A 217-nucleotide genomic window follows, 5' to 3' on the forward strand; every position below is an offset into this window, starting at 1 on the left:
CCGGAAGCGATCATCGCCACCAACACCTCTTCCCTTTCGATCACCCGTCTGGCCTCCGCCACCGACCGTCCAGAGCGCTTCATGGGCATCCACTTCATGAACCCGGTGCCGGTCATGAAGCTGGTCGAACTCGTGCGCGGGATCGCCACCGAAGAGACCACCTTCAAGAAGGCCCGCGAATTCGTGGCCTCGCTCGAAAAGACCGTCACCGTCGCCG

At 62.7% G+C, this 217-nt stretch carries 1 protein-coding gene; it reads left to right on the forward strand.

The annotated features are described in order from the left end of the window. On the forward strand, window positions 1-217 hold a 217-nt coding region (locus B3605_RS13445), incomplete at both ends, for a 3-hydroxyacyl-CoA dehydrogenase NAD-binding domain-containing protein (RefSeq protein ID WP_296434453.1).

The sequence above is a fragment of the Rhizobium sp. UBA1881 genome, from assembly GCF_002338015.1.
GTDB lineage: Bacteria > Pseudomonadota > Alphaproteobacteria > Rhizobiales > Rhizobiaceae > Rhizobium.